General features: G+C 73.5%; 21 protein-coding genes. 7 read left to right on the forward strand and 14 right to left on the reverse strand.

Going from position 1 to position 22,009, the window contains the following annotated elements; genetic code table 11:
• Positions 1–280: 280 nt before the first annotated feature.
• The 5 genes from ACGFI9_RS08125 to ACGFI9_RS08145 form a co-directional block, all read right to left on the reverse strand.
• Entirely contained in the window at positions 281–892 is a 612-nt protein-coding gene (locus ACGFI9_RS08125) for a hypothetical protein (protein WP_393176255.1), read from the reverse strand.
• The gene (locus ACGFI9_RS08130) at positions 883–1,422 is read right to left on the reverse strand and encodes a hypothetical protein (protein WP_393176257.1); all 540 of its coding nucleotides are present in this window, start codon (positions 1,420–1,422) and stop codon (positions 883–885) included. Before ACGFI9_RS08130 ends, ACGFI9_RS08125 begins: the two co-directional genes overlap by 10 nt.
• 117 nt (positions 1,423–1,539) lie before the next feature.
• Positions 1,540–3,888 carry a sodium-translocating pyrophosphatase gene (locus ACGFI9_RS08135; RefSeq protein ID WP_393176259.1) on the reverse strand — a complete coding sequence of 783 codons (2,349 nt, stop codon included), beginning with the start codon at positions 3,886–3,888 and terminating at the stop codon, positions 1,540–1,542.
• A gap of 321 nt (positions 3,889–4,209) precedes the next feature.
• Positions 4,210–4,644: an ATP-binding protein gene (locus ACGFI9_RS08140; RefSeq protein WP_123238815.1), complete on the reverse strand. Its 435-nt coding sequence runs from the start codon at positions 4,642–4,644 to the stop codon at positions 4,210–4,212.
• Complete coding sequence (locus ACGFI9_RS08145; RefSeq protein ID WP_393176262.1) at positions 4,644–5,000, reverse strand: STAS domain-containing protein; 357 nt, start codon at positions 4,998–5,000, stop codon at positions 4,644–4,646. Before ACGFI9_RS08145 ends, ACGFI9_RS08140 begins: the two co-directional genes overlap by 1 nt.
• Positions 5,001–5,135: 135 nt before the next feature.
• Here ACGFI9_RS08145 and ACGFI9_RS08150 point away from each other — a divergent pair, with 135 nt between their 5' ends.
• From ACGFI9_RS08150 to ACGFI9_RS08160, 3 genes are all read left to right on the forward strand, one after another.
• Positions 5,136–7,751 (forward strand): DEAD/DEAH box helicase, encoded by a 2,616-nt coding sequence (locus ACGFI9_RS08150; protein ID WP_393176264.1) that lies wholly within the window; start codon positions 5,136–5,138, stop codon positions 7,749–7,751.
• A gap of 269 nt (positions 7,752–8,020) precedes the next feature.
• Entirely contained in the window at positions 8,021–8,227 is a 207-nt protein-coding gene (locus ACGFI9_RS08155; protein ID WP_393176266.1) for a hypothetical protein, read from the forward strand.
• Positions 8,228–8,325: 98 nt separating this feature from the next.
• On the forward strand, positions 8,326–8,904 hold the full coding sequence (locus tag ACGFI9_RS08160) for a hypothetical protein (protein ID WP_393176268.1): 579 nt from the start codon (positions 8,326–8,328) through the stop codon (positions 8,902–8,904).
• Between the two features lie 223 nt (positions 8,905–9,127).
• On the opposite strand, the gene ACGFI9_RS08165 is transcribed toward ACGFI9_RS08160, so the two are convergent.
• The 7 genes from ACGFI9_RS08165 to ssd all read right to left on the reverse strand — a co-directional run bounded on the left by ACGFI9_RS08165 (position 9,128) and on the right by ssd (position 14,121).
• Positions 9,128–9,505: an Rv3654c family TadE-like protein gene (locus ACGFI9_RS08165; RefSeq protein WP_393176270.1), complete on the reverse strand. Its 378-nt coding sequence runs from the start codon at positions 9,503–9,505 to the stop codon at positions 9,128–9,130.
• On the reverse strand, positions 9,502–9,819 hold the full coding sequence (locus ACGFI9_RS08170; RefSeq protein WP_393176272.1) for a TadE family type IV pilus minor pilin: 318 nt from the start codon (positions 9,817–9,819) through the stop codon (positions 9,502–9,504). Before ACGFI9_RS08170 ends, ACGFI9_RS08165 begins: the two co-directional genes overlap by 4 nt.
• Before the next feature lie 113 nt (positions 9,820–9,932).
• On the reverse strand, positions 9,933–10,100 hold the full coding sequence (locus ACGFI9_RS08175; RefSeq protein WP_076470820.1) for a DUF4244 domain-containing protein: 168 nt from the start codon (positions 10,098–10,100) through the stop codon (positions 9,933–9,935).
• Positions 10,101–10,122: 22 nt separating this feature from the next.
• On the reverse strand, positions 10,123–10,863 hold the full coding sequence (locus ACGFI9_RS08180) for a type II secretion system F family protein (RefSeq protein ID WP_393176275.1): 741 nt from the start codon (positions 10,861–10,863) through the stop codon (positions 10,123–10,125).
• Positions 10,863–11,816: a type II secretion system F family protein gene (locus ACGFI9_RS08185; protein ID WP_393176277.1), complete on the reverse strand. Its 954-nt coding sequence runs from the start codon at positions 11,814–11,816 to the stop codon at positions 10,863–10,865. Before ACGFI9_RS08185 ends, ACGFI9_RS08180 begins: the two co-directional genes overlap by 1 nt.
• Positions 11,813–13,021: a TadA family conjugal transfer-associated ATPase gene (locus ACGFI9_RS08190; RefSeq protein WP_393176279.1), complete on the reverse strand. Its 1,209-nt coding sequence runs from the start codon at positions 13,019–13,021 to the stop codon at positions 11,813–11,815. The genes ACGFI9_RS08185 and ACGFI9_RS08190 overlap by 4 nt, the downstream gene beginning before the upstream one ends.
• Positions 13,018–14,121, reverse strand: coding sequence for a septum site-determining protein Ssd (gene ssd, locus ACGFI9_RS08195; protein ID WP_393176281.1), 1,104 nt, complete (start codon positions 14,119–14,121; stop codon positions 13,018–13,020). The genes ACGFI9_RS08190 and ssd overlap by 4 nt, the downstream gene beginning before the upstream one ends.
• Positions 14,122–14,604: 483 nt before the next feature.
• On the opposite strand from ssd, the gene ACGFI9_RS08200 reads away from it, so the two are divergent.
• Positions 14,605–15,546 (forward strand): NADP-dependent oxidoreductase, encoded by a 942-nt coding sequence (locus ACGFI9_RS08200; RefSeq protein WP_393176670.1) that lies wholly within the window; start codon positions 14,605–14,607, stop codon positions 15,544–15,546.
• A 227-nt stretch (positions 15,547–15,773) separates the two neighbouring features.
• Here ACGFI9_RS08200 and ACGFI9_RS08205 read toward each other — a convergent pair whose 3' ends face one another.
• Entirely contained in the window at positions 15,774–15,944 is a 171-nt protein-coding gene (locus ACGFI9_RS08205; protein ID WP_393176283.1) for a hypothetical protein, read from the reverse strand.
• Positions 15,945–16,199: 255 nt separating this feature from the next.
• Between ACGFI9_RS08205 and ACGFI9_RS08210 the strand changes: the two genes are divergently transcribed.
• Positions 16,200–17,405 (forward strand): low temperature requirement protein A, encoded by a 1,206-nt coding sequence (locus ACGFI9_RS08210; RefSeq protein ID WP_393176285.1) that lies wholly within the window; start codon positions 16,200–16,202, stop codon positions 17,403–17,405.
• A gap of 431 nt (positions 17,406–17,836) precedes the next feature.
• Positions 17,837–18,646 (forward strand): HAD family hydrolase, encoded by an 810-nt coding sequence (locus ACGFI9_RS08215; RefSeq protein ID WP_393176287.1) that lies wholly within the window; start codon positions 17,837–17,839, stop codon positions 18,644–18,646.
• A 140-nt stretch (positions 18,647–18,786) separates the two neighbouring features.
• On the opposite strand, the gene ACGFI9_RS08220 is transcribed toward ACGFI9_RS08215, so the two are convergent.
• Positions 18,787–19,533 carry an oxidoreductase gene (locus tag ACGFI9_RS08220; RefSeq protein WP_393176289.1) on the reverse strand — a complete coding sequence of 249 codons (747 nt, stop codon included), beginning with the start codon at positions 19,531–19,533 and terminating at the stop codon, positions 18,787–18,789.
• 289 nt (positions 19,534–19,822) lie between these two features.
• Between ACGFI9_RS08220 and acs the strand changes: the two genes are divergently transcribed.
• Entirely contained in the window at positions 19,823–21,811 is a 1,989-nt protein-coding gene (gene acs, locus ACGFI9_RS08225; RefSeq protein ID WP_393176291.1) for an acetate--CoA ligase, read from the forward strand.
• Positions 21,812–22,009 lie beyond the last annotated feature (198 nt).

A 22,009-nucleotide genomic window follows, 5' to 3' on the forward strand; every position in this document is an offset into this window, starting at 1 on the left:
GCCGCGTTGCACCTACCGGACCCACGGCGGTCCGGATGTCCAACGTAACGCGCCGTCCACGTTCCGGGTTTCGTGGGCGGCAAGACGATCAGTTTTGGCGACCACGGCCCGGAGCGCGCGGCGACACCCGCCGGACGGCGCCACCGTACACCGTGGGTAGGGCGCCGAGCGGGTCACTGTGACGATCACACACCCACGGCCGAGCGGCGCCGGTCCGTTTTCCTGGGCAAACCACCGGCCGGTGGTGTCCGGGATCGGACAGGCGGCTTGCGCCGCGGGGTCATCCCCCGGCGCCCGGCCAGTCGGCGGCCGGTGCGGCGGGTGGGCGGTCGCCCACCAGCTCGGCCAGCCGGGCCAGGCGCCGCCGGCCCCCGATCCGGTACGCCGGTCCGCCCTCGGCCGGCTCCACGAACGCCCCCGGCAGCCCCACCGCGGCCAGCGCCGCCCGCACCGGGGGCCAGCAGTCCTCGTCCGCGACGCCGAGCCGGAGCAGGAAGCCGGCCGGGTCGGCCGCCCCGGCCGCGGCGAGCCAGAGCCGCAGCCGCCGCCCGTTCAGGTGGAACCCGGCCGGCGGCCGCTTCACCATGCCGCGCAGCCAGGCCCGGGCCAGCGGGGCCAGCGTGGTGGCGTACGCGGTGCGGACCAGGTGCCGCCCGTCCTCGGTCGGCTCCCAGCTCGCCGGGACCCCCCGGGCGGCCAGCTCGGCCACCAGCACGTGCACCCGCCAGGCGGCGTCCACCACCATCGAGAGCCGGGCCGTGCCGCCCATCCGCACCACCTCCCCCGGCCCGGCGAGCAGGCCGGCCAGGTCCGCCAATACCGGATCCGCCGCCTCGGTGGAGAACAGCGAGGGCTGGCGGACCGGGTGCGGGGAAGGGGGCGTCAGCGACACTCCGGGACCTCGTCGAAGGCCTCTTTGAGCTCGGGTGAGTTGAGCCGGCTGGTGTCCAGCGCGCTCGCGTCGTACTCCTTGTCGAGGGTGTCCACCGCGGCCCGCACCCCGTCGTAGAAGGGGCCGGCCTGGGCGGTGTCCAGCCCGTCGATGGTGTCCCGGGCCCGACCGTACGCGTCCCGCATCTTGCCCAGCGAGGCACGGAAGCCGGCGGAGATCTCCTCGCCGTGGTCGGTCTCCGGCACGCCCGCCTCCTCGATCCTGCGCCGGGCGGTCTCACTGGCCTGTTCGGCGCCGGCGAAGAGGCGGACCAGGTTCTCCTTCGCCTGGGCCGGGGTGGTCCGCGCGGTCATCTGCTGCTGGGTGCTGCTGGTCAGCTTGTTGATCTCGGCGCGCCACGGGGTGAGCGCCTCGCAGACCGACGTGGCCCAGGCCCGGGGGCTGGGGCCGCCGCACCCCGCGACGACGAGAACGAGCGTGGCCAGGACCACCGTGAGCTTGCCGGCGGTTGCCGCCCCGCGCGTACGCATGCGAAGCAGCGTACGGCCTCGCGGTGGAAGTGCCAGCGGTCAGGTTTCGTGCACGGGACCTCGACGGCACGGTTCCCGGCCGGCGGGGTGCCGACCGGGAACCGTGCGCCGCACAGGTCAGGCGTTGACCGGCTCGGCCTGCTTGTCGGGCGTGCCGGCGTCGCTGCCGGAGTCGTCCATCGCGACGCCCTTGCGCTTGCTGAACACCACGGCCGCCACGATGACCAGCGCGGCCACCACGGCGATCGCGATACGCAGGGCGGGGTTCTTGTCGTCGCCCACGCTCCAGGCCACCACGGCCGGCGCGATCAGCAGCGAGACCAGGTTCATCACCTTGATCAGCGGGTTGATCGCCGGGCCGGCGGTGTCCTTGAACGGGTCGCCGACGGTGTCGCCGATGACGGTCGCGGCGTGCGACTCGGAACCCTTGCCGCCGAACGCGCCGTCCTCGACCAGCTTCTTGCCGTTGTCCCAGGCGCCACCGGAGTTGGCCAGGAAGACCGCCATCAGGGTGCCCGCCCCGATCGCACCGGCCAGGTACGACGCCAGGGCGCCCGGGCCGAGGCCGAAGCCGACCGCGATCGGCGCCATGATGGCCAGCAGGCCGGGGGTCATCAGCTCGCGCTGCGCGTCCCGGGTGCAGATGTCGACCACCTTGCCGTACTCGGGGCGCTGGGTGCGGTCCATGATCCCGGGCAGCTCGCGGAACTGCCGGCGTACCTCCATCACGACGGCGCCGGCCGAGCGGGAGACCGCGTTGATGGCCAGGCCGGAGAAGAGGAAGACCACCGCCGCGCCGACGATCAGGCCGACCAGGTTGCGCGGGTTGGCCACGTTGAGCGCGTTGAGGATCTCGGTGCCGACGTCGCCCACGCCCGCGTCCGCGTACGAGGAGCGCAGCGTGTCGGTGTAGGAGCCGAACAGCGCGGTCGCGGCCAGCACCGCGGTGGCGATCGCGATGCCCTTGGTGATCGCCTTGGTGGTGTTGCCGACCGCGTCCAGCTCGGTCAGGGTCCGCGCGCCGTGCTCGTCGATGTCGCCGGACATCTCCGCGACGCCCTGGGCGTTGTCGGAGATCGGGCCGAAGGTGTCCATCGCGACGATGACGCCGACGGTGGTGAGCAGGCCGGTGCCGGCCAGCGCGACGGCGAACAGCGACAGCGTGATGGAGCTGCCGCCGAGCAGGAACGCGCCGAACACGCCGGCGCCGATCAGCAGCGCTGAGTAGACCGCCGACTCCAGGCCGACGCTGATGCCGGCGAGGATGACGGTGGCCGCTCCGGTCTGCGAGCTCTTGCCGATGTCCTGCACCGGGCGCCGGTTCGTCTCGGTGAAGTACCCGGTCAGCGCCTGGATCGCGGCGGCCAGCACGATGCCGATGACCACCGCGCCGATGGCCACCAGCCGCGGGTTGCGGTCGACGTCGGTGAGCCCGCCCTCCAGCTCGCCGAAGCTCGCCGGCAGGTACGCGAACGCGGCGATCGCGACCAGCACCGCGGCGATCAGCGCGGAGAGGTAGAAGGCCCGGTTGATCGCGGTCAGGCCGTTGCGGTCGGAGGCGCGCAGCCGGGTGATGAAGACGCCGACGATCGCGACGAGCACCCCGATGGTGGAGATGATCAGCGGGAAGACCAGGCCGGTCTCGCCGAACGCGGCGCGGCCCAGGATCAGCGCGGCGACCAGGGTGACCGCGTACGACTCGAAGAGGTCGGCGGCCATGCCGGCGCAGTCACCGACGTTGTCGCCCACGTTGTCGGCGATGGTGGCGGCGTTGCGCGGGTCGTCCTCGGGGATGCCCTGCTCGACCTTGCCGACCAGGTCGGCGCCGACGTCGGCGGCCTTGGTGAAGATGCCGCCGCCTACCCGCATGAACATGGCGAGCAGCGCGGCGCCGAAGCCGAAGCCCTCCAGCACGGTCGGGGCGTCGCCCTTGAAGATCAGCACGACCAGCGCCGCGCCGAACAGGCCGAGGCCGACGGTGAGGAAGCCGACCACGCCGCCGGTCCGGAAGGCGATCTTCATGGCGCCCTCGCGCCCGCCTTCGCGTTCCCGGGCGGCCGCGGCGACCCGCAGGTTGGCGCGGGTGGCCAGCCACATGCCGGCGCCGCCGATGAACGCGCTGAACCCGGCGCCCACCACGAAGAAGAGCGACCGGCCGATCTTCACCCAGGTCTCACTGCCGTCGGTGTCGTGCACCGGCAGCAGGAAGAGCAGCACGACGGCGATGACCACGAAGATCGCCAGGGTGCGGAACTGCCGCAGCAGGTACGCGGACGCGCCCTCCTGCACCGCCCCGGAGATCTCCTGCATGTTGGTGGTGCCCTTACCGGCTGCCAGCACCGCCCTGGTCAAGGCGGCGGCGAAGACGAGCGCCACCAGCGCGATGACCGCGGCGATGACGACGTACGTCACGTTGGCTCCGGTAAGGGACAGTGCGCCGCCGTCGGCGGCCAAGGTCCCGGACATCTATGTCCTCCTGTACCGAACAACTCGCGCCGGTCCGTGGAGACGCACGGGCCGACGCCTGGATGCGGACTCGCAAGCGCGCGCCAACCCACCCCGGCGGACCAGCGATGAACACCCATTCCCGCTGGCTGCGGGAAGGGTCACTTGCTGACAACTCGCGTACTGTAGCCCTCTGACGTGTTGAGGGTCACACCGAGGGGGCACCCGGCCTCGATGATCTTCGTCGCTGTGCTATGCGAAGAAATCTGATATATGGGGCGACCAACACGACCAGGCCGCGTCCCCGTGGGGAACGCGGCCTGCCTCGGCGCTTCGGTCAGGTCAGCGGCGGACCGGCCACACCATCCGGACCTCGGTGCCGACGCCCTCCTCGACCGGGCGCACCTGGAGGTCCTCGACGAAGCCGGCGAGCAGGGCGAAGCCGACGCCGGTGGTCAGCGCGTCCTCGCTGAGCGACTCCTTGGCCAGCTCGTCGGGGGGCAGCGCGGCGAGACCGATGCTCGCCTCGATCGGGGCCCGGTCCACCACCCGCACCGTGTACGCCCCGCTGTCGGACATCTCCACGTACACCGGATCGGCCAGCCCGTACTGCCGGTGCAGGGCCACCGCCCGGGTGCACGCCTCACCGATCGCCAGGCGCACCTCGTCGAGCAGGTCCTCGCGCACCCCGGCCCGGCGGGCCACCGCCACGCCGACCAGGCGCGCGGTGCGGACGTGCACCGGCGCCGGGGAGAAGGAGAGCTTGACGGTCGCCATCACGCGCCGCTGCCGGTCGGGTCGGCGCTGACCGCCGCATCGACCGTGGGGTGCAGCGGGAAGACCTGGTCCAGCGCGGTGATCCGGAAGATCTTGAGCAACGGCTCCTTGTCGCAGACCAGGGCGAACGAACCCCCGGCCGAGCGCAGCCGCTTCAGCGCGCCGACCAGCACACCGAGGCCGGTCGAGTCGAGGAAGTCCACCCGGCCCAGGTCGACCACGACCCGGCGGGCCCCACCGTCGATCAGTTCGAGGAGCCGTTCCCGCAGGCGAGGCGCGGTGTAGACGTCCACCTCGCCGCCGACCTCGAGCACCGTGTGCTCCCCCACGGTGCGGGTCGCCAACGACAGCTCCATCGGTCCCCTCCTCGGTAAGCTCCCCTGGGCATCTAACCATCTCCACGCGGGACCCCCTGGGGTCACCGGTTGGGGCTACCCATACCCAGGCCCCCGGGTTCCCAAATTCCGAACACCAGTGCGAGAGTGCAGGACGTGACCTCCGACTCCGGCCCGGCACCGCTGCCGCCGCGCCGCGGCCAGAAGCTGCCGTCGGGCCGCGGTCCCGGGCGCCCGCCGGCCGAGCTGCTGCGCCGGCTGCGCGCCCGGCACGCCACCGACCCGGTCACCCACGTCGAGCGGGTGCCGGCCCGGGCCGGGGAGCCGGCGGCGTGGCCCGCCTGGGCGCCGGAGGAACTGCGGGCGGCGTTCGCGCGACGCGGGGTGGTCGCCCCGTGGCGGCACCAGGCCGAGGCCGCCGAGCTGGCGTACGCCGGGCGGCACGTGGTGGTGGCCACCGGGACGGCGTCCGGCAAGTCGCTGGCGTACCAGCTGCCGGCCCTGGCCACGCTGCTCACCGACCCGCGCGCCACGGTGCTCTACCTGGCCCCGACCAAGGCCCTCGCCGCCGACCAGCTGCGCGCCGTCGCCGGACTGGAGCTGGAGGGGGTACGCCCCGCCTGCTACGACGGCGACACCCCGCGCACCGAGCGGGAGTGGATCCGCCGGCACTCCCGGTTCGTGCTGACCAACCCGGACATGCTGCACCACGGCATCCTGCCCGGGCACGCGCACTGGTCCGGCTTCCTGCGCCGACTCGCGTACGTGGTGATCGACGAGTGCCACACCTACCGGGGCGTGTTCGGCTCGCACGTGGCGCACGTGCTGCGCCGGTTGCGCCGGCAGTGCGCGCGCTACGGGCGTACCCCGGTCTTCGTGCTGGCCTCGGCGACGTCCGGCGACCCGGCGACGGCGGCCGGGCGGCTCACCGGGCTGCCCGTCGCGGCCGTCACCGAGGACACCTCCCCGCGCGGCGGGGTGACCTTCGCGCTCTGGGAACCGCCGCTGCTGCCCCCTCCTTCCGTCGGCGAGGAGGTCGCCGACCTGGTGTCGGTCCGCCGGTCGGCGCTGCGGGAGACCGCCGACCTGCTCGCCGACAGCGTGGTCGAGGGGGTACGCACCCTCGCCTTCGTCCGGTCCCGGCGGGGAGCCGAGGTGGTCGCCGCGAACGCCCGGCGGGCGCTCGACGAGGCGGTGCCCGGGCTGGGCGACCGGGTGGCCGCCTACCGGGCCGGCTACCTGCGCGAGGAGCGGCGCGAGCTGGAACGGGCGCTGCTCCACGGCGACCTGCTCGGGCTCGCCTCGACCAACGCCCTGGAACTCGGGGTCGACCTGGTCGGGCTCGACTCCGTGCTGATCTGCGGCTGGCCCGGCACCCGGGCGTCGCTCTGGCAGCAGGCCGGCCGGGCCGGTCGCTCCGGCGACGAGGCCCTGGCCGTGCTGGTGGCCCGGGACGACCCGCTGGACACCTACCTGGTGCACCACCCGGAGGCGCTGTTCGGGCGGCCCGTCGAGGCGACCGTGCTCGACCCGGCCAACCCGTACGTGCTCGCCCCGCAGCTCGCCTGCGCCGCGCACGAGGCCCCGCTCACCGCGGCCGACCTGGAACTCTTCGGCGAGGGCGCGAAGGAGGCGGTCGACTCGCTGGTCGAGGCCGGGGCGCTGCGGCAGCGGCCGACCGGCTGGTACTGGCGGCACCGGGAACGCCCCGAGGTCGACCTGCGCGGCGAGGACGGTGCCCCGGTCTGCGTGGTGGAGGAGTCCACCGGCCGGCTGCTCGGCACCGTCGACGGCGGCTCGTCGCACTTCCTCGTCCACCCCGGCGCGGTCTACCTGCACCAGGGCGTCTCGTACGTGGTCGACTCGCTGGACCTGGCGGACGGGTGCGCGCTGGTGCACGCCGAGGAGCCGGACTGGTCCACCCACGCCCGGGACGTCACCTCGCTGTCCGTGGTGTCGGTCCGCTCGTACGTGGACGCCGGTCCGGTCGGGCTCTTCCTCGGCGAGGTCGACGTGACCAGCCAGGTGGTGTCGTACCAGCGGCGGCGGATCGCCACCGGCGAGGTGATCGACACCCGGCCGCTGGACCTGCCGGCCCGGGAGCTGCGCACCGTCGCGGTCTGGTTCACCGTCTCGCCCGGGTCGCTGGCGACGGCCGGGGTCGAGGCGGCGGACATCCCGGGGGCGCTGCACGCCGCCGAGCACGCCGGGATCGGCCTGCTGCCGCTGATGGCCACCTGCGACCGCTGGGACATCGGCGGACTCTCCACGGCGCTGCACCCGGACACCGAGGCGCCCACCGTCTTCGTCTACGACGGCCACCCCGGCGGGGCCGGGTTCGCCGAGCGGGCGTACCGGACGGCGGCGGCCTGGCTGCGGGCGACCCGCGACGCGATCGCCGAGTGCGGCTGCGAGACCGGATGCCCGTCCTGCGTCCAGTCCCCGAAGTGCGGCAACGGCAACAACCCGCTCTCCAAACCGGACGCGGTGAAGGTCCTCGACGTGGTGCTCGCCAACCTGGCCAGGGGAAACGCTGCGCAAGCCTCCCCTGCCGGCGCGGCCGGCGCGACGGGCTCGGACGAGGCGACGGACGGCGGTCCGGCGGGCTCGGGCGAGGCGACGGACGGCGGTCTGCGCGACGCCGCACCGGGCGGCGCGGCCGGAGGCTCAGGTGCCGCGGCGGGCGGCGGTTCGCGTGAGGCGGCGCTGCCCCGGCAGGACGGGCGGGCCTCGGAACGGACCGTCACCGGGGGCAGCAGCACGCCCGACTGACTGCTCTCTCAGCGCCGGTCTGACCCGCTCACGCCAGCCGGCTCCGCTGTGGGTGCGTTTCTTGTCGCCGGAGCGACAAGAAACGCTCCCGGATCCGGCCCACTCGGCGTCACGGAGGCGGCGCCCCGGTCGGCGTGTCTGGATGGTGGGACGGGTGCATGAATGGCGGGCGGGTGGGCATTGACGCATGGGAGCGCTTCCATGGCCGTCCCCGCCGTGGCGGACGCTCCCGAGAGAGACCCTGAGATTCTTCCCGCCGAGGAGAAGTCGTGGCCGACACCATCGCCGAGACCGTCGACCTGCTCTACACGATCGACCAGGAGAACCTCACGCCCGACCAGCAGATCGCCCTGGGCAGCGCGCTGGCCAACCTGGCCCAGGCCGAACGGCTGGCACAGATCAACGAGCGGCTGCGCGGCATCCACCAGGTCCTCAACGCGTGGGCGATGAAGGCAACCGTCGACGGCGGCCGCTAACGGCATCGAAGTAGATCGGTCGACGGCGCGGCCCACGGGGGCGGACGCCGAGGGCCGAGCTGTGCGAAACTCCGGCGTTCACCCTCGAAGGAGATTCCATGCAGCTCGACAGCCTGCAGACCCAGCACCAGTTCTTCGTCCGGCAGCGGATCCGGATGATGGTCAACCAGTACGAGGTCCGCGCCGTCGCACCGGACGGCACCGAGGGCCCCATGCTCGCGTTCGCGCAGCAGAAGCGCCTCGCGTTCAAGGAGCAGGTGACCATCTACACCGACGACTCCAAGCAACATCCGCTGCTCGGCTTCAAGGCCCGCCAGCGGCTCGACCTCGGCGCCACGTACGACGTGACCGACCACGCCGGCAACCCGATCGGCCTGTTCCGCAAGGACTTCGCGCAGTCGCTGCTGCGGTCGACGTGGCACGTCGAGCAGGCCGGCCTGCCCCAGATCACCGGGCAGGAGCGCAGCCTGCCGGTGGCCCTGCTGCGCCGCTTCGTCGACTCGCTCTCCTGGCTGCCGTACCACTTCGACTTCGTCGCCGGCGGCCAGCCGGTGTTCTCGGTCGTCAAGAAGTGGGGCCTGCGCGACCGGTACGTCGTCGAGATCCAGAACCCGCAGATCGACCGCCGACTGGTCATCGCCATGGCGGTCGGCCTGGACGCCCTGCAGAGCCGCTGACCCTGGAGCGGCTCGGTCGACAGAGGAAGGACCGATCCGCGCGGACAGGTACGCCGGCCGGGGCCGGACGGTCCGATCGGTTCGGATCGTCCGGCCCCGCCTCGTCACCGCCCCGCCTCGTGACAGCCTCGCCCCGTGACCGGCCCCCCGTGACCGGCCCCGCCCCGGGTGGGCCTTGAGAGCCACGGGCGTGACCGGCCCCGGGTGCGGGGGCTGCCCGGGGTCAGCCGCGGACCGGGCCGGCCCGGGAGGTTGCCGTGGCGGTACGGGTCAGCCACGGCATGGGCGACACCGTGACCTCCGCCGTGACCAGCACGTCGAGGCCGTCGAGCCGGCAGGCCACCAGCCGGCCGCCATTGGCCCCGGCGAACTCGCCGGCCCGCCGGCACGCCGCCGCGTCACCGTCGAGCGCCCCACCCGCTCCCGCCAGCGCACCGAAGTCGGCTGCGGCGTGGGCCTGCTGCCGGGCGACCCGGGCGGCGCCGAGCGCCGCGCCGAAGAGCCCCACCACCACGTAGACCAGGCCGACGGCGAGCAGACAGACGGTCGCCCCGCCCCGGTCGGCCGCCCTCGGCCCCGGCGCTCCGGCAGGTGGACTCATGGGCGCGGTCCGGGCGTACCCGGCTCGACGGCCGCCACCGCGGTGGCGGACACGGTGATCCGGGGCAGCCGCGCACCGAGCGTGCGGACCGGCGCCCGGACCGTCGCGGTGACCCGGTCGCCGGACACGGTGACCGAGATGTCGGCGCCGGCCGGCGCGTACCGGGCGCCGGCAGCCGATCCCGACTCTCCCCGGGAGGCGGCGAGCGCCGCCTCCCGGGCCGCGTCCAGGCAGCCGGCCCGGGTGGTCACCGCCCCGACCGCGGTGAGACCGGCGATCAGCAGCAGGACGAGCGCCGGCAGGCCGGCCGCCAACTCGGCGGTGAAGGAACCACGTTCCCGGTCACCCCACCGCGTTCCACGCCCGGTGACGGAAGGTCGCCCCGCCGCCGGAGCCTCCGGACGGCGACCGGCCCACCGGCGCCCGGTCACTTCAGCGCCCGGTCGATGACGGCGGTGAGGGCGGACTGCACGTTGCCGGAGGTGAGCACCTTCAGCAGGATGCCGGCGAAGGCCACCGCGGCGAGGGTGCCGACGGCGTACTCGGCGGTGTTCATCCCGGCGTCGCCCCGCAGGCGGGCGAGGAGTTTGCGCATGTCGTACTCCTGTCTCGAGGGATCACAGCACGTCGCCGAGGACGGCGACGATCACCGGCACCAGACCGGCGAGAATGAAGGCGGGCAGGAAACAGAGCCCGAGCGGCAGCACGATCAGGACACCCGCCCGCCTGGCCGTCGCCTCGGCGGCGGCCGCCCGGTCGGATCGCAGGTCGTCGGCGAGGCGGGTGAGCGCGCCGGCCAGCGCCGCCCCGCTGTCCGAGGAACGGATCGCGGCCGCCGCCAGGCGCTCCGCACCGGACACCGGATGCAGGTGCGCCCAGGATTCCGCCGCCGTACCGCCGAGCTCCAGCGTCCGCCCCACCCGACCGAGTCGGTCGGCGAGCGGCCCACCGAGCGCCTCGGCGACCGCCAGCACCGAGCGGTCCACCGGCGCTCCCGCCCGCAGCGCGGCCGCCAGCAGGTCGGCCGCGAGGGGCAGGTCGGCGGCCTCACGGAGCCGCCGCTCGCGGGCGGTACGTGGTTCGATCCGCCGCAACAGGCGGTCCGCGGCCACACCGGTCAGCACCCCGGCGATCAGGCCGGCCCAGCCGCCGACCAGCACGAGGGCGGCCACACTGGCCAGACCCGACCCGAGCCGGATCCGGTCCGGCCACCAGGCCGGCCTGGCCCGATCGTCCGCTGTCGACCGTCGCGTCAGCAGGCGTAGCCGCCGGACCGGCCGGCCCGCGGAGCCGCCGGTCACCATGAGGAGCAGGGCCGCCGCGGCCAGGCAGGCCGCCACCACCAGGTGGCGGGGCATCAGTCGGCCCGCCCCGGGGCCGCGCCCAGCCGTTCCGCCCAGAGCAGCCCGCTGATCTGCAATGCGACGGCCCCGATCGCGCTGCCACCGCCGACCGGCGTGTGCAGCAGGACGGCGACCGGGTCGACCCCGATGGCATAGCCCAGCCCGATGCCACCGAGCGGTAGCGCGGCGAGCAGCCAGGCGGTGGCCCGGGCACCGGCCGCCTGAGCGTCGGCCGCGGCGAGGCCACGGTCGTTGGCCCGGGCGTCCGCCTCGACGCGTTCGAGCAGGTCGGCCAGGGGTGCTCCGGTGCGATCGGCCAGCCGCACGGCGGCCCGGGCCAGCCGGGCCACCCGGTCCGGTCCGTCGACCGGCGCGAGGGTGACCGGCAGCCCGGCCCGCAGGTCGGCGGCGAGCGTGCAGAGCTGGTCGAGCTCCCGGCGGCGGGCCTGCTCGGCCGACCGGCGGGCGTGCCGGCGGCGGACCGCCCGAGCGCCGAGCGCGCCGTAGGCGGCGAGCACCACCCCGCCCACCGGGCCGCCCAGCACGGCCCCCGTCCCACCGCCCAGCACGATCGCCGCCAGCAGGAGGCGCCGAGGCGGGAGCCCCGCCACCCCGGTCGAGGCCGGGGCGTCCAGGGACGAGCGGAGTGACCGAGCGGCCGCAGGCGAGCCCGACGCCACGTCGAGGCGGAGCGCGGCGGAGGGATGGGCGGCGTCGCGCCGGTTGGGCGGCCGCGTCGGCGACGGGCGCTCCAGCGTGGACTGCCCGTCGTGGCGGCCGCGCGTCGGGGCCGCCCGGCATCCCGGTGGCGCATCGGCCGGCGTCCGGAGCGCCACCGGAGCCGCCCCGGGACCGGGTGCCGCATCGAGCACGGCACGCCGCCTGGTCCGTACGGCACGTGCGGGCCAGGCCACCGCGGTCGCGGCCCCGAGCAGGAGCGCGGTCACCAGCCAGGCCGGCCCGGTCACGCCGGACCCGCCGGACCCGCCGAGCCCGGCCAGGCCGCGCAGAGGATCGGCGGCACCGGCGCGCCACGCTCGCTCAGCAGCGCGCCCAGTCGCCGGGCGGCGAGGCCGAGCCCGCGCCCGCGTACCCAGGCGGGGACCACGGTGGCCAGCCGCTCGGGGCCTTCGGGGAGGAGCAGGCTGATGGATTCCAGCACCCGCCCCTCGGTGGTCCGGCGTACCTGGAGGAGCACCTGGAGCGCTGCGGTGACCTGCGCGTGCAGGGCCGCCCGGGGCAGTCCGCCGAGCAGCCCGAGCGCCTCCAGCCGGGCCGGTACGTCCGTCGGGGCGTTGGCGTGCAGGGTCCCGGCGCCGCCGTCGTGGCCGGTGTTCAGCGCGGCGAGCAGGTCGACCACCTCCGCGCCCCGGCACTCGCCCACCACCAGCCGGTCGGGTCGCATCCGCAGTGCCTGCCGGACCAGGTCGCTCAGCCCGACCGCCCCGACGCCCTCCACGTTGGAGGTGCGGGCCTGGAGCCCGATCACGTGCGGGTGGACCGGACGCACCTCGACGAGGACGATCCGCTCCGTGCCGGGAACCAGCCCGAGCAGGGTGTTGAGCAGGGTGGTCTTGCCGGAGCCCGTGCCGCCGGTGACCAGGTACGCCAGTCGGGCCGCCACGACGGCGGCGAGCACCGGGGCGACCGGCCGTGGCACGGTGCCCTGACGGACCAGCTCGTCGAGGCTGAACGGGCGCTGCCGGAAGGTGCGCAGCGAGAGGTACGGCCCCTCGGTCGCCACGGGTGGCAGCACCGCGTGCAGCCGGGTGCCGTCGGGCAGGCGGGCGTCGGCGTACGGGGAGCCGTCGTCGAGCCGCCGCCCGGCGGAGGCGATGAGACGCTGTGCCAGCCGGCGTACGTCGTCGACGGTGCCGAGCGGCACGGCCACTTGGTGCAGCCCCCGCCCCCGGTCGACCCACACCCGGGTGCCGTTCACCAGGACGTCGGTGACCTGCGGGTCGGCCAGCAGTGGCGCGAGTGGCCCGGCGCCGACGAGGTCGTCGTGCACCCGGTCGGCGATCCGCAGCAGGGCGGTGTCACCGAGCACGCCGGCAGCGGGCTCGGCGCGTACGGCGGAGACGATGGCGGCGGGCGTGACCGGGGTGGCCTCGGCGGCGAACCGGTGACGGACCCGGACCGCCAACTCCTCGGAGTCGGCCGGCCCGGTCATGCCGCGCCCGTGGTCGACTCGCCGGTCAGCTCGTCGAGGATCCGCTGGCAGAGGGCCGCGAGGGGGCCCTTGCCGCCGGCGGCGGGCGCCTCCCCGCGTTCCAGCCCCCGGCAGAGTCCCGGCTCGGGACGGAGCGTTCCGGCGAGCGGCAGGCCCAGCGCCCGGGCCACCTCGGTGGCCTTGAGCCGGCCCGGGGCGGGGCCGCGTACGACGACGGCCAGGTCGGCGCAGTGCGGAGCGGCCTCGGCGACCACCCGGGCCGCCGCTGCGGTGGCCCGCAGCTCGGCCGGTACGACCACCAGGGCCCGGTCCGCCGACTGCAACGCGACGACGGCCGCGTCGTCGAGGTGCCGGGGCAGGTCGAGCACCACCATGTCGCGGCCGCGACGGCCGGCGTCGATGGTGGCGGCCATCGCCTCGGCCGGCAGGGGCAGCAGGTCGCCCCGGTCCCAGGAAAGCACCACGAGGTCACCGCGGCTGGGCAGGGCACGGACCAGCGAGGGCGGGTCGACGCGCCCGTCGGTGCCGGTCAGCCCGGGCCAGCGCAGTCCTTCCAGCTGTTCCCAGCCGAGCACGAGGTCGAGCCCGCCGCCGAGGGGGTCGGCGTCCACCAGGAGGGTGCGCCGGCGGGCCCGGGCCGCGGTGACGGCGAGGCCGCCGGCGAGCACGCTGGCGCCCGCGCCGCCGCGCCCACCGAGCACCGCCACGACGCGGGCCGCCCCGGGGCCCGACGGGTCGGCCGTGCACTCGGCGAACCGGTCGACCAGCCACGGCTCGGCGGCGGGCAGGGTCGCCACGTGCTCGGCGCCGATCAGTTCGGCGATCTCCGTACCGGGGTCGAGGTGCCCGGAGCGGCCGACCAGCACCGTGCGGGGCCGCCGCGGCAGCCGGGCCCGCAGGCACGCCTGTGCCTGGTCGGCGCCGACGAGCACCAGCGGAGCCGGGGTCCAGCGGGCTCGGGCGGCCGCCGGATCGGCGGCCAGCTCGACCTCGGTGCCACCCGCGGCGGCGAGGCGGAGCAGCTCGTCGAGGAGGTCGCCGTCGGCGGTCACGAGCAGGGGCAGCCGACGGCGCGGCGGGAGCGGGGTACGGGGCGGCATGGCGGCCTCCAGCGGTCAGGCTCGGGTGCTGCGGAAAGCCTGGCTGGACGGAACGCCCCGTGCCGCCGGACGACGCCGCCCTGTGGACAGGGCGGCCGGCTGTGGACGGGCCCCGGGAGACGAGTGGATCTGCTACGGGAAGGAAGACTTCGACCGGTACGGCTGTGCGCTGTGCTCAGGTGGGCGGCGGAGCGTGACAGGAGCGCTCGCCGCAACGGGACGACCCCACCCGGGGGGATGGGGACCCAAGCTATGGGCTGCTGCATGCTTGGCTTCGGCGGTCGCCGCCAGACGACCGCCGCGTGCTGCTGCCCGGGAGCCCCTGATCCAGCGCGCTTCTGTGCCGAAGGGGTAGGGGTTACGGAAGTCCGACAGGCGCGCCGCCGAACCGCCAGATAATGCGGGAGTTGCCTGCGGTTCATCCCCAGGGTCGGCGGGCCGATCGAAATGCGGTCGGGAGGGAGCAGCAGTCGGATGAGCACGATGCACGCCGTGAGAGCTCACACCAGAGGCGGGCCGGAGCAGCTCGTGTACGAGGAGGCGCCGCGGCCTGAGCCGGGGCCTGGTGAGGTGTTGGTGGCTGTGAAGGCTGCTTCCATGACACCCACTGAGCTCACCTGGCCGCAGACTTGGACGTACAGCTCGGACGGGTCAGGACCTGAGCGCACTCCGGTCATCCCGTCGCATGAGTTCTCCGGAGTCGTCGCGGCGTCCGGGACGGGGGTGGAGAGCCCCGCCGAGGGGGAGGCCGTCTACGGCTTGATCCCTTTCACCCGCGATGGCGCGGCCGCCGAGTACGTCGCCGTGCCCGCGGCCGTCCTGGCGGCCAAACCCGCCACCGTTGACCACGACCACGCCGCAGCGCTCCCACTGGCCGCGTTGAGTGCCTGGCAGGCACTGGTGGATCACGCAGACCTGCAGGCCGGCCAGCACGTGCTGGTGCAGGGCGGCGCCGGCGGCGTGGGGATCTTCGTGGTGCAGCTCGCGGCCGGTCTCGGTGCTCGCGTGAGCGCCACGGCGGCGGCGGGAGACCTGGAATTCGTCAAGGATCTGGGTGCCGAGCAGGTCATCGATTATGCGCACGACCGCTTCGAGGACCACGTCCGCGACGTGGACGTGGTCGTAGATCTTGTCGGAGGAGCCACGCAGTCGCGGTCCTGGTCAGTCCTGAAACCGGGCGGTGTCCTGGTCACCCTCGTCACCCCACCCGACCAGCAGGAAGCAGCCCGGCATGGCGTTCGTGGGGTGTACTTCATCGTCGAGCCCAACCAGAACGCGTTGCGTTCCATCGCCGAGCTCGTCGATAACGGCCGGTTGAGGCCGGTGCTGGACCGAGTGCTACCCCTCACTGAGACCCGCTCAGGTTACGAGGCGCTCGAGACGGCCAAACGCCGCGGCAAGATCGTCATCCACGTCGCTGACTAGTCACCGTCCGGCGGCGGGGCTCAGACCGATCGGGCGACCCAATAGGTCTGCTTGTGGCCTCGTGCCTCCATCCTGGCGGCCATTGAGTCCGCCTCCGCCCGGCTGGCGTGTCGGGAAACCTCGTACCGATTGCCGTTGTCGTCCTGCCGCCACACCGACCAACCCCTCGGACCGTCCTCGGCCAGGTGCGCAGGCATCGGCCAGATCGTGGTGAACGCATCCTCCGGTCAGCCCGGCAGCGACTTACGGCTGACCGACATGAACACCGGACCATGCGAGGTGTCGATACGCCAGTTCTCCCACTGGTCCAGATCGTGCGACGCGAACCGTGCCAGCAACCGCGTCAACTCCCGGACCTCAGGGTCACTCAGCGGCCCGCCCGGATCCACGCTCTCCATGCGGCCCAGGGTCCCAGACATGTCCCGCCCGATCATCGCCGATACGATCGCCCTAAATGTCCCTAGGCCACATTCAAGAATCAGGTGGGACTCGACAGCCGACAGCCGGCTGTCCGGTCCCAGGACCTACGTCGTGACGGATCGGTATCCGGACCTGGCTGACACCCCCCTGTAGAACGCCGCCACTCGACCCGGGTCATGGCAGCACATCCGCATCCACCAGGGCCGGCAGCGTGGTACTGCTTCAAAGCGACAATGACGGCAGAAGCGGGCGAGCCTATGGCGACGAGTAGGGCCGGCGGGCTGCTGCGGAGACCCGGGCAGCCGCAGCAGGCAACGTACCTGGAACTGTTCTTCGACCTGGTGTTCGTCCTCGCGCTCTTCCGGCTCACGCAGGGGCTGCTCCAGAATCTGACGTGGATCGGCACCTTCCAGACGCTGGTGTTGCTGCTGGCCCTGTGGTGGGTCTGGTCCCGCGTTGCGGGGGTAACCGACAGGTTCGATCCGCAACGACCGCCGATACAGCTGCTGGCCATCGCGTCCATGCTTGGCATCCTGGTGATGGCCGCCGCGACGCCGGAGGCGTTCGGCAAGCGAGGCCTGTTCTTCGCGGGCGCGTACGTCGCCATTCGGATTGTCGCCAGCGTCGTCCTCGTGTTCCTGCTGCGCGGCCACCAGGCGCAGCGCGCCTTCCTGCGGCAATTCTTCTGGTACGGCGTGTCCGCCGTGCCATGGATCGCGGGAGCCGTCGCGCACGAGACGGCGCGTCTGGCGCTGTGGACGCTCGCGGTGGCCGTCGACTACACGGCGACCGCACTCCGCTTGCCCACCCCGGGGTTGGGTCGCCTTGCGCGATCGGAGCTCGCGATCCTGGGCGCGCACTTGGCCGAGCGCTTCCGGCAGTTCTTCATCATTGCGCTCGGCGAGTTGATCCTGGTCACGGGTCTCGCGTTCGGCGCCAGTGGCTTCGGGGCCGAGCAAATCTTTGCAGCCTTGGTGTATTTCACGACCACCGTGCTGTTGTGGCGAATCTATTTCTACCGCGCTGGGCAGCTGCTGGCGGAAGCCATCGCGGCCGCCCCCGATCCGCTCCGCCTCAGCATCTCGGCAACCTACTCCCACCCGATCATGGTGGCCGGCATCGTCATCACCGCCAACTGCGTCGATCACGTCCTCGCCGACCCGTTCGGACCCGCAGAGCCGATCTGGATCGCCATGATCCTCGGCGGGCCCGCGCTGTTCCTGGCCGGGCGCGGCATCTTCGAGTACGCGGTCTTCGCCCGCGTGTCCCACAACCGGCTGATCGGTGTCCTCGTGCTCGGCGCCATCTCACCGGCGATGCTCCGGGCGCCGCGGCTGGTGATCGCCATCGCCGCTGCTCTCGTCCTGGCCGCGATCGCCCTCTCCGATACAGCCCGCGCCCGAGGACGCCCACCCGAACCGCCGTCACCGCCCCGCTAGCCGGACGTGTCACCCACGTTCCGAGACTCCTCTGCCACGAACGTCCTGAGACCTGGCATCGCCGACAGCCGATCGATTCGTACGTGTGTTCGGCGAGGCTGCATCGCTACCAGAAAGGGACGACCCCCGCCGGGGGGAGGCGGGGGTCGCCGGAGGTTCGGCTCCGGGGGGGTCGAGCCGAACCCACTCAGCGGTCACGGGGGGTGCAACCGCCGAGGGCCTCGCGGTCGACGAGAGGTGAACTCTCGTCGCGCACAAGCATGCCGCAGCGGACCCGTATACGTCGAGTGGTCCTCACTCCACCCATTGCTAAATTCTCTTCGCACAGTGTGACTGCCATCACGCTGCGCAGAGAGTGACGATCACTCGCGCGCCGGGGTGGCCCCCCGGGCACCCGCCGGAAGCCGCCCGTGCGGCTAGACTTTCGCGCCGTGGGCCGAAGTGCCGCTTTCTTCGATCTCGACAAGACCGTCATCGCCAAGTCGAGCGCTCTGGCGTTTGGTCGGCCGTTCTACCGGGACGGCCTGATCAACCGGCGTGACGTGGTCAAGTCGGCGTACGCGCAGCTGATGTTCCGGCTGGGCGGCACCGACGAGCAGACCATGGCCCGGACCCGGGACTACCTGGCCACGCTCTGCAAGGGCTGGCAGGTGGAGCAGGTCCGCCAGATCGTCGCGGAGACGCTGCACGAGCTGATCAACCCCTACGTGTACGCCGAGGCCGCCGCCCTCATCGAGGAGCACCAGGCCGCCGGCCGGGACGTCGTGCTCGTCTCCGCCTCCGGCGAGGAGATGGTCCGGCCGATCGGCGAGCTGCTCGGGGTGACCGACGTGATCGCCACCCGGATGGCGGTCGAGGACGGCCGTTACAGCGGCGAGGTGGAGTTCTACGCGGCCGGCCCGAGCAAGGTCGACGCCGTCGGCGAGCTGGCCACCGCACGCGGGTACGACCTCGCCGACTCGTACGCCTACTCCGACTCGTACAGCGACCGCCCGCTGCTGGAGTGCGTGGGCCACCCGACCGCGGTCAACCCGGACCGGGCGCTGCGCAAGCTGGCCGTGGAGAACTCGTGGCCGGTGCTGGAGTTCCGGCACCCGGTCCCGCTGGGCCGGCGGCTGCGGGAGCGTCCGGCCGTGCCGGTCGCCGCGGCGGCCCTCGGCGTCGGCGTCGGCGTGGCCATCGGCATCGCCTGGTACGGACGGCACCGCCGCACCCGCGCCGCCACCACACCGACCGCCTGACCGCCGGGCCCCCGATCGCCCCTCCACCGCACCCGCCTCTGGCACGGGCACTCATACAGGGAAAGAGTGGCCATTCGCCATGGAATAGCCACTCTTTCCGTGAATCAGCGCGGATCTTGAGCCCGGGAGGGCGGCGCGGGTCAGGAGGCGGCGAGGACCTCGTCGCCGATCAGGGTGATCTGGTCCGCACCGACCTCGACCGCTGACATGTAGTGGCGCAGCCAGGAGCGCAGCCCGTCCGGCGTGCCGGTGGCGAAGGCGCCGGCCGCGCCGACGTACTCCGGCTCCCGTTCCCGGTGACCCACGTCCACGGCGACCAGCCCACGCGGGTCGAATCCGGTCGAGATCAGCACCAGCCGGGCGGCGGCCCGGGCCACCACCCCGGACGGGCCGGCGAACGGACGCAGGTTCAGCAGCTCGCCGTGCACCACGGCGGCCAGCACCAGCGGGGGCACCTTCGTCCCCCCGGCGACCAGGCCGGCCAGCCCGTCGAGGCGCGCCGCGACCACCGGATCGGTCACCGGCCGGCCCAGCTCCGTCTCGGCGACGACGTCCCGGGCGGCGAGCACGTGCAGCCGGGCGAGGACCTGCCGGGGGGCCTTCGGCCAGAGTTCGCTCAGCCCGGGCAGCGCCCCGGCCACCCGCAGCGCGCCCTGGAGCACCGGGTCGGTGACCGTGCCGGCGCGTACCTCCTCGCGGTCGTGCGGGCGGCCCTCCAGTGCGGTGCTGGCCACGGCCGAGCGGAGGCTGACCTCGGCGGCCACCTGCCCGCCCTGGCGGCGCAGCGCACGATGCCGGTGGGCCTGGTCGACCCGCTCGCGGGCCCGCTCGACGGCGGGCGCGATATCGGCGAGCGCGAGCAGCGGGGCGAGCGGATCCGTGGTCACCCCGCCACGCTATCCACCCCGCCGCGCCCGCCGGGCGCCACCCGGCGGCAAGGCGACCCCGGCCACGGTGAGTTGCGGCAGCCGCGCCCTCCGCGACCCGGGAACCACCGACCTGCCGCATCCCGCTCCACGCCGAGCCGGACGGGACGGCGGCGGGGAGCGAGCGCCACCGGGCGCGTACCGGGGGCCGCTGGGCGCGCGGCCCGTCCCCGGGCGGTCGCGGGCAGGGGTGTGGCCCGACTAACCTCTCCCGGGTAGGAGACGCAGGTCACGCAGAAGGAGTCACCGCATGAGCGAGGCATTGGCCAACTTGCTGAACGAGACGCGCCAGTTCCCGCCGCCGGCCGAGCTCGCCGCGAACGCCAACGTGACCGCGGACGCGTACGCCGAGGCGGCCGAGGACCGGCTGGCCTTCTGGGAGCGCCAGGCCGAGCGGCTGACCTGGGCGAAGAAGTGGGACCAGGTGCTCGACTGGTCGAACGCGCCGTTCGCGAAGTGGTTCGTCGGCGGGCAGCTCAACGTGGCGTACAACTGCCTGGACCGGCACGTGGCGGCCGGCCGGGGCGACAAGGTGGCGATCCACTGGGAGGGCGAGCCGGGTGACACCCGCACCCTCACCTACGCCGACCTGCACAAGCTCACCTGCCAGGCGGCGAACGCGCTGACCGATCTGGGCGTGACCGCCGGCGACCGGGTGGCGATCTACCTGCCGATGATCCCCGAGGCGGCGGTGGCCATGCTGGCCTGCGCCCGGATCGGCGCCACGCACAGCGTGGTCTTCGGCGGCTTCTCCGCCGACGCGCTGACCAACCGGATCCAGGACGCCACCGCCAAGGTGGTGATCACCGCGGACGGCGGCTTCCGCCGGGGCAAGCCGTCGGCGCTCAAGCCGACCGTCGACGAGGCGGTGGCGAAGTGCCCGTCGGTGGAGCACGTGCTGGTGGTGCGCCGGACCGGTGAGGAGGTCGCCTGGTCGGCGAAGGACCACTGGTGGCACGAGACGGTGGAGACCGCCTCGCCGGAGCACACCGCGCAGCCGTTCGACGCCGAGCACCCGCTCTTCATCCTCTACACCAGCGGCACCACGGCCCGGCCGAAGGGCATCCTGCACACCACCGGCGGCTACCTGACCCAGACGTCGTACACCACGCACGCGGTCTTCGACCTCAAGCCGGACACCGACGTCTACTGGTGCACCGCCGACATCGGCTGGGTCACCGGGCACTCCTACATCGTCTACGGCCCGCTCTCGAACGGCGCCACCCAGGTCATGTACGAGGGCACCCCGGACACCCCGCACAAGGGCCGGTTCTGGGAGGTGGTGGACAAGTACAAGGTCACCATCCTGTACACCGCGCCCACCTTGATCCGCACCATGATGAAGTGGGGCGAGGACATCCCCGCCGGGTACGACCTCTCCTCGCTGCGCCTGCTGGGCAGCGTCGGCGAGCCGATCAACCCGGAGGCGTGGATCTGGTACCGCCAGCACGTCGGCCGGGGTCAGCTGCCGGTCGTGGACACCTGGTGGCAGACCGAGACCGGCGCCATCATGATCTCCCCGCTGCCGGGTGTCACCGAGGCCAAGCCGGGCTCGGCGATGACCTCGCTGCCGGGCATCGTCGCCGACGTGGTGGACGACCAGGGCCAGTCGGTGCCCAACGGTGGCGGCGGCTACCTGGTGCTCAAGGAGCCGTGGCCGTCGATGCTGCGGACCATCTGGGGCGACGACAACCGGTTCATCGAGACCTACTGGTCGCGGTTCGGCGCCGGCGCCAACAGCGGGGAGGACTGGGTCTACTTCGCCGGCGACGGGGCGAAGAAGGACGACGACGGACACATCTGGCTGCTCGGCCGGGTCGACGACGTGATGCTGGTGTCCGGGCACAACATCTCCACGACCGAGGTGGAGTCGGCGCTGGTCAGCCACCCGTCGGTGGCCGAGGCGGCGGTGGTGGGCGCGACCGACCCGACCACCGGCCAGGCGATCGTCGCGTTCGCCATCCCGCGCGGCAACGCGGAGACCTCCGGCGAGGCGGGCGAGCAGCTCATCGCCGAGCTGCGCAACCACGTGGCGAAGACGTTGGGCCCGATCGCCAAGCCGCGGCAGATCATGCTGGTGCCCGAGCTGCCGAAGACCCGCTCCGGCAAGATCATGCGCCGGCTGCTGCGGGACGTCGCGGAGCACCGTTCGCTCGGCGACGTGACCACGCTCCAGGACTCCTCGGTGATGGACCTGATCTCCTCCGGAATGGGCGGTGGAAAGTCCGACGAGGACTGACGGCGCGGAGATTTCCCAGGTGGGTGACGGCCCGGACGGGTCGTCACCCACCGTCGTTCTCGGGCGTACGCATCGGAAGTTCGGTGGAGGCACGGCAGGCTGAACGGGCAGAGGGACGCTGTCACCCCTCTCAGTGGCAGCGCCGGGTCCTCTAGGTTCAAGCCGCACCGGGCCAGGTCGACGGGCATCACTTCGAGC

The organism is Micromonospora sp. NPDC048930 (assembly GCF_043197935.1).
In the GTDB taxonomy this organism is placed as follows: Bacteria; Actinomycetota; Actinomycetes; order Mycobacteriales; family Micromonosporaceae; genus Micromonospora.

What these genes read in the sequence shown, in the direction of transcription:
- ACGFI9_RS08130 (WP_393176257.1), bottom strand. Translation starts at nt 1,422, where the DNA reads ATGCGTACGCGCGGGGCGGCAACCGCCGGCAAGCTCACGGTGGTCCTG.
- ACGFI9_RS08135 (WP_393176259.1), bottom strand. Translation starts at nt 3,888, where the DNA reads ATGTCCGGGACCTTGGCCGCCGACGGCGGCGCACTGTCCCTTACCGGA.
- ACGFI9_RS08140 (WP_123238815.1), bottom strand. Translation starts at nt 4,644, where the DNA reads ATGGCGACCGTCAAGCTCTCCTTCTCCCCGGCGCCGGTGCACGTCCGC.
- ACGFI9_RS08145 (WP_393176262.1), bottom strand. Translation starts at nt 5,000, where the DNA reads ATGGAGCTGTCGTTGGCGACCCGCACCGTGGGGGAGCACACGGTGCTC.
- ACGFI9_RS08160 (WP_393176268.1), top strand. Translation starts at nt 8,326, where the DNA reads ATGCAGCTCGACAGCCTGCAGACCCAGCACCAGTTCTTCGTCCGGCAG.
- ACGFI9_RS08165 (WP_393176270.1), bottom strand. Translation starts at nt 9,505, where the DNA reads ATGAGTCCACCTGCCGGAGCGCCGGGGCCGAGGGCGGCCGACCGGGGC.
- ACGFI9_RS08175 (WP_076470820.1), bottom strand. Translation starts at nt 10,100, where the DNA reads ATGCGCAAACTCCTCGCCCGCCTGCGGGGCGACGCCGGGATGAACACC.
- ACGFI9_RS08180 (WP_393176275.1), bottom strand. Translation starts at nt 10,863, where the DNA reads ATGCCCCGCCACCTGGTGGTGGCGGCCTGCCTGGCCGCGGCGGCCCTG.
- ACGFI9_RS08190 (WP_393176279.1), bottom strand. Translation starts at nt 13,021, where the DNA reads ATGACCGGGCCGGCCGACTCCGAGGAGTTGGCGGTCCGGGTCCGTCAC.
- ssd (WP_393176281.1), bottom strand. Translation starts at nt 14,121, where the DNA reads ATGCCGCCCCGTACCCCGCTCCCGCCGCGCCGTCGGCTGCCCCTGCTC.
- ACGFI9_RS08200 (WP_393176670.1), top strand. Translation starts at nt 14,605, where the DNA reads ATGCACGCCGTGAGAGCTCACACCAGAGGCGGGCCGGAGCAGCTCGTG.
- ACGFI9_RS08205 (WP_393176283.1), bottom strand. Translation starts at nt 15,944, where the DNA reads ATGGAGAGCGTGGATCCGGGCGGGCCGCTGAGTGACCCTGAGGTCCGG.
- ACGFI9_RS08210 (WP_393176285.1), top strand. Translation starts at nt 16,200, where the DNA reads ATGACGGCAGAAGCGGGCGAGCCTATGGCGACGAGTAGGGCCGGCGGG.
- acs (WP_393176291.1), top strand. Translation starts at nt 19,823, where the DNA reads ATGAGCGAGGCATTGGCCAACTTGCTGAACGAGACGCGCCAGTTCCCG.